Source organism: Wolbachia endosymbiont of Glossina morsitans morsitans (assembly GCF_000689175.1).
In the GTDB taxonomy this organism is placed as follows: domain Bacteria; phylum Pseudomonadota; class Alphaproteobacteria; order Rickettsiales; family Anaplasmataceae; genus Wolbachia; species Wolbachia pipientis.
The window spans coordinates 1,098-5,293 of the sequence record NZ_AWUH01000044.1; the positions used below are offsets into that span (position 1 = coordinate 1,098).

At 32.1% G+C, this 4,196-nt stretch carries 4 protein-coding genes; 2 read left to right on the forward strand and 2 right to left on the reverse strand.

Translation table 11 applies throughout. The features are described 5' to 3' along the window. Positions 1-378: 378 nt before the first annotated feature. Entirely contained in the window at positions 379-819 is a 441-nt protein-coding gene (locus WGMM_RS01180; RefSeq protein WP_240991822.1) for a hypothetical protein, read from the forward strand. A gap of 89 nt (positions 820-908) precedes the next feature. Here WGMM_RS01180 and WGMM_RS01185 read toward each other — a convergent pair whose 3' ends face one another. Together WGMM_RS01185 and hemE are read right to left on the reverse strand one after the other, a co-directional pair. After that, the gene (locus tag WGMM_RS01185) at positions 909-2,087 is read right to left on the reverse strand and encodes a pyridoxal phosphate-dependent aminotransferase (protein WP_038248804.1); all 1,179 of its coding nucleotides are present in this window, start codon (positions 2,085-2,087) and stop codon (positions 909-911) included. Between the two features lie 69 nt (positions 2,088-2,156). Next, positions 2,157-3,173: a uroporphyrinogen decarboxylase gene (hemE, locus tag WGMM_RS01190; protein WP_038248807.1), complete on the reverse strand. Its 1,017-nt coding sequence runs from the start codon at positions 3,171-3,173 to the stop codon at positions 2,157-2,159. A 402-nt stretch (positions 3,174-3,575) separates the two neighbouring features. Here hemE and WGMM_RS01195 point away from each other — a divergent pair. Continuing rightward, positions 3,576-4,196, forward strand: a 621-nt coding sequence (locus WGMM_RS01195; protein WP_038248811.1) for a CBS domain-containing protein, incomplete at its 3' end; no start/stop codon positions are given.

The following is a 4,196-nucleotide window of genomic DNA, read 5'->3' on the forward strand; positions in this document are numbered from 1 at the left end:
CCGCTTTGCATGACCAAATGGGCTAATGCCATATATAATTCCAAAATTGATGGATTTTACTTTGCGTCTTAATTGCTCATCTATTTCTTGCACTCCAATAACTTTTTTTCTACCATATCTACAACTGGCTCATGAATAAGGTATATGAAAAAAATTACACCACAAATGATAAGTATATTTATGATTTTACCCTTATTCATCTTTATCTTGAGCTTCACTTTTGTTACAAGATCCATTTTATTTATGTTTTTATTTCATGCTGACAATTATATCTTAAATACCATAATTTTCAGTAAAATTTGACTTCAGAAGTATTCTATTAATTCAATATTAACCTTTTTATGTGTAAAATAGTTAATATAATATTAAAGCAGGCTGATGAATATAAGCACGATAGATAATACGCTGCAAAATTACATAACAAAATACATTGAACAAACATTCGCTACACACGTGCTAGGCAATAGATACGACAAATTGTATAGGAAACTTCTAAGTGGTACAGAAGAGATAATAAAGCTTGCTGTAAATGAAGCAAAACACTACGATGAAAATTTAGAAGATCTATATAACAATTCAAGGTTTAATAAGAAATTTATTCAAGCTATTGCTAAACATCAGGTGTCGGAATTTTTAAATACTTATCCGAAAAGAAAAGAAATTGTTGCAGAATTTTACAATGAACATCACATTAACGAAAGTGATTTAAAGACTCTGGAAAAGGGGAAAGATTTAGTAAATAAAATAAATAACATTAACTTACTGCAACAAAATGAAAAAAATGAGGAACTCAATATTAGAGAGACAATCAATCAATAAAAATGCCTTCCATAGAAAAACACAAGTTAGAACATTCAAAATAACCTTGGCGAAGTATGGCAAAATAAACAACTTATGGATAGTCTATTTCATTTTAACTCCTGGCACGCTTTAGTAATACTATCACATTCAATTTCTAATTGTTCCTGAGAGGTTGCATAAGAAATTCTGATAAAATTTTCTAGAGCAAATGCAATTCCTGGAACCACAGCAACCAAATGATCTCCCAGTAAGTATTCAGTAAAATCTAAATCATTATTTATTATCTTACCACTTTTTATGCTTTTACTGAGCAATCCTTCACATGAGACAACTAAATAAAACGCACCTTGTGGAACAGACGCTGATAATCCCGGGGCAGAATTTAGCTCTTTCACCATAAAATCTCTACGACTCTTAAAAATTCTTGTTCTTTCTTTCAAAAAACTATGATCGCCGTTTAATGCTGCTGCTGCTTGTGCTATCGAATTTGGATTAGAAGTGCTTTGAGACTGCAGCGTAGAGATAGCTTTTACCACATCACTTCTACCTGCAATATACCCTATTCTCCAGCCTGTCATTGCATAGGCTTTTGATACTACAAAAACTCTATCATAAAGCTTCGGCTCAACCTGAGCGATAGTAAAAAACTTTTCGTCGTATATTATATGCTCATAAATATCATCTGTAACGACATTCATATGTGGATATTCAAGCAATACTTGTGCTATGTCTTTCAATTCATCACATGTGTACATAGCTCCTGCAGGGTTGTTCGGTGAGTTAAGAATTAACCATTTAGTTTTTTTAGTTATCCTGCTTTTCAATAATTCCGCTGTCAGTTTAAAATTTTGTTTGCATTCTACTACAACTGGCAAGCCGCCAAAAAGACTTACCATATCAACATATGAAACCCAATAAGGAGCTGGAATAATAACTTCATCTCCAGAGTTAATTGTTGCCATGAACAAATTGAATAACACCTGCTTAGCACCTGTACCAACACAGATTTGGTTAAGCGTGTACTCGAGGTTATTATCCTTTCTTAACTTATTAATTATTGCTTCTTTCAGCTCACGCGTTCCATCAACAGCAGTATATTTAGTCTTACCTTCACTTATTGCTTGAATAGCTACTTTTTTTATATGATCCGGAGTATCAAAATCCGGTTCTCCTGCAGCTAAAACACAGATCTTTTTTCCTTCATTTTTTAACTTATTTGCCTTATCAGTTACAGCAATTATAGATGATGGTTTTATTAGGAACATTCTTTTTGCAAGGTCTGACATATTTTACTGAAGCTAAATTTAAATGATAAACCCCGTACAACAAAAAAGCTAGGAATTTTGTGTATTGTATTAGTAGCTTTTTACCAGGTTTACCAACGCAGCAATATTTTCAACTGGAGTATCAGGGAGTACTCCATGTCCGAGATTAAATATGAAGGGTAAATCTCTAAAGCAATCTATTATACGTTTTGCTTCTTTGATTGCTTCCGTTTTATTATAGGCTAAAAGATTAGGATCAAGGTTTCCTTGTAGAGGGATGTTTAGATTCGCTTTCGCCCATTTTATTGGAACATTATAATCTATACTTACTGCAGATACACCTGTTTGTTCGCAGTAATCTTTATAAAGATTTCCAGCAGACCTTGGAAAACCTATTATTGGAAAATCAGAAAATCTATCCTTTATTGCCAAGATAACTCTCTTTGTTGGTTCTATAACATATTCTTTAAACAATGGTTCCGATAACGCACCAGCATTACTGTCAAATAGCTGAATAACATCTGCTCCAAATTCTATCTGTTTAATTAGATAAATAATCGTTACTTCCGTTATTCGTTCAATTATTTCCTTCAAACACGAAGAATAAAAATTTAATACTTTGGAAAAAGTTTTGCTGCTCCCACCTTCTATGATGTATGAGGCTACTGTCCATGGTCCACCAGCAAATCCTATGAGAGATTTTTCTTTTGGTAATTGGCTTCTGACTTTTTTTATAGCGTTTAGAATTGGTAAGGTTTTAGTTTCAATTTCTTGTGGACCCTTCAATTCCTTAGGACTTTCCACGGGTTTTATTATTGGACCTACACCGCGTACGAAATTCACGTCACAACCCAAAACATCAGCTATTATTAAAATGTCTGAAAAAATTATCGCCGCATCCATGTCAAATCTTGTCACCGGCTGTAACGTCAATTCTGTCACTAAATCTGTGTTGTAGCATATCTCCATAAAATTATTCATATTTTCTACTGCTTTGCGGTACTCAGGAAGAGACCTGCCAGCCTGACGCATTAGCCAGATAGGCACTCTTCCACCCGGCTCATTTCTCTTAATAATTTTCGCTATTATTGTTTTGTCGCTTTCCAATCTATTCTATTTATTCTTTTGCATATTAAAGTATAGTAATAATAATAGTTCTATCAATAACTTGTTACTAACTTAAAATTCAGTAAAAATTGGCGTTGTTCAACTTGTGGATAAATATGTGAGTAACTTTCGTATATTATTGATTTTCTGTTATGATTTATGTGTATAAGTAAGGTGTTTAGAGTGTTAGTAATTTTCTTTTATGGAAAATACTTTACCATCATGCATTGTTACACAACTATGTATATGTTGTTGAAAAAGTTGTTGATCAATTGTTGGTATTTTATATCAACAAATAATTCACAAATTAATTTGACATTATTCACATGCTTATTAAACATTTAATAACAGTTTTCTTGATAAATCTAATCTGAAAACGTTTTTGCCATTACAGGGAATAAATTGAGTAAAAAAAGAACCTTAGTAGAAAAAATAGCATATAGAATTTTTCTCTTCCTTTTCAAAAAAGCTTCTGTGTTGAAAAAGTGTGAGACTGAGGCATTAATGAAAGATCTGCCAGACCTTAATATATTTAATGGTCTATTAAAATTCCGCGATTGTGGTATAATGGATATAATGACTCCACGTACAGAGATATGCGCAGTAGACATTGAGTCAAGCGAGCGTGAAATAATAAAGAAGATAAAAAACACTTGCCACACTAAAATACCAATTTATAAAAATAACTTTGATAACGTAATAGGCTTTTTTTATGTAAAAGATGTTATTTTTAATAGGGATAAAAATTTTAATCTGAAACATATTATACAAAGCGTAATATTTGTTCCACCCTCTATGAAGACAACTAATCTTTTTGTTAGGATGAACTCTTCTAAATCATGCTTAGCTATCGTATTGGATGAATATGGTGGAACTGATGGTTTAATTTCAATGACTGATCTTATAGAGGAACTAATACCAAACATTGATAGTGAAAACGAAATAAATTCAGAATATACCATTACTGAATTGTCTCAAAATAAGTTTGAAGTATCAGCAAGGGCTCTTATAAAAGATATAGAA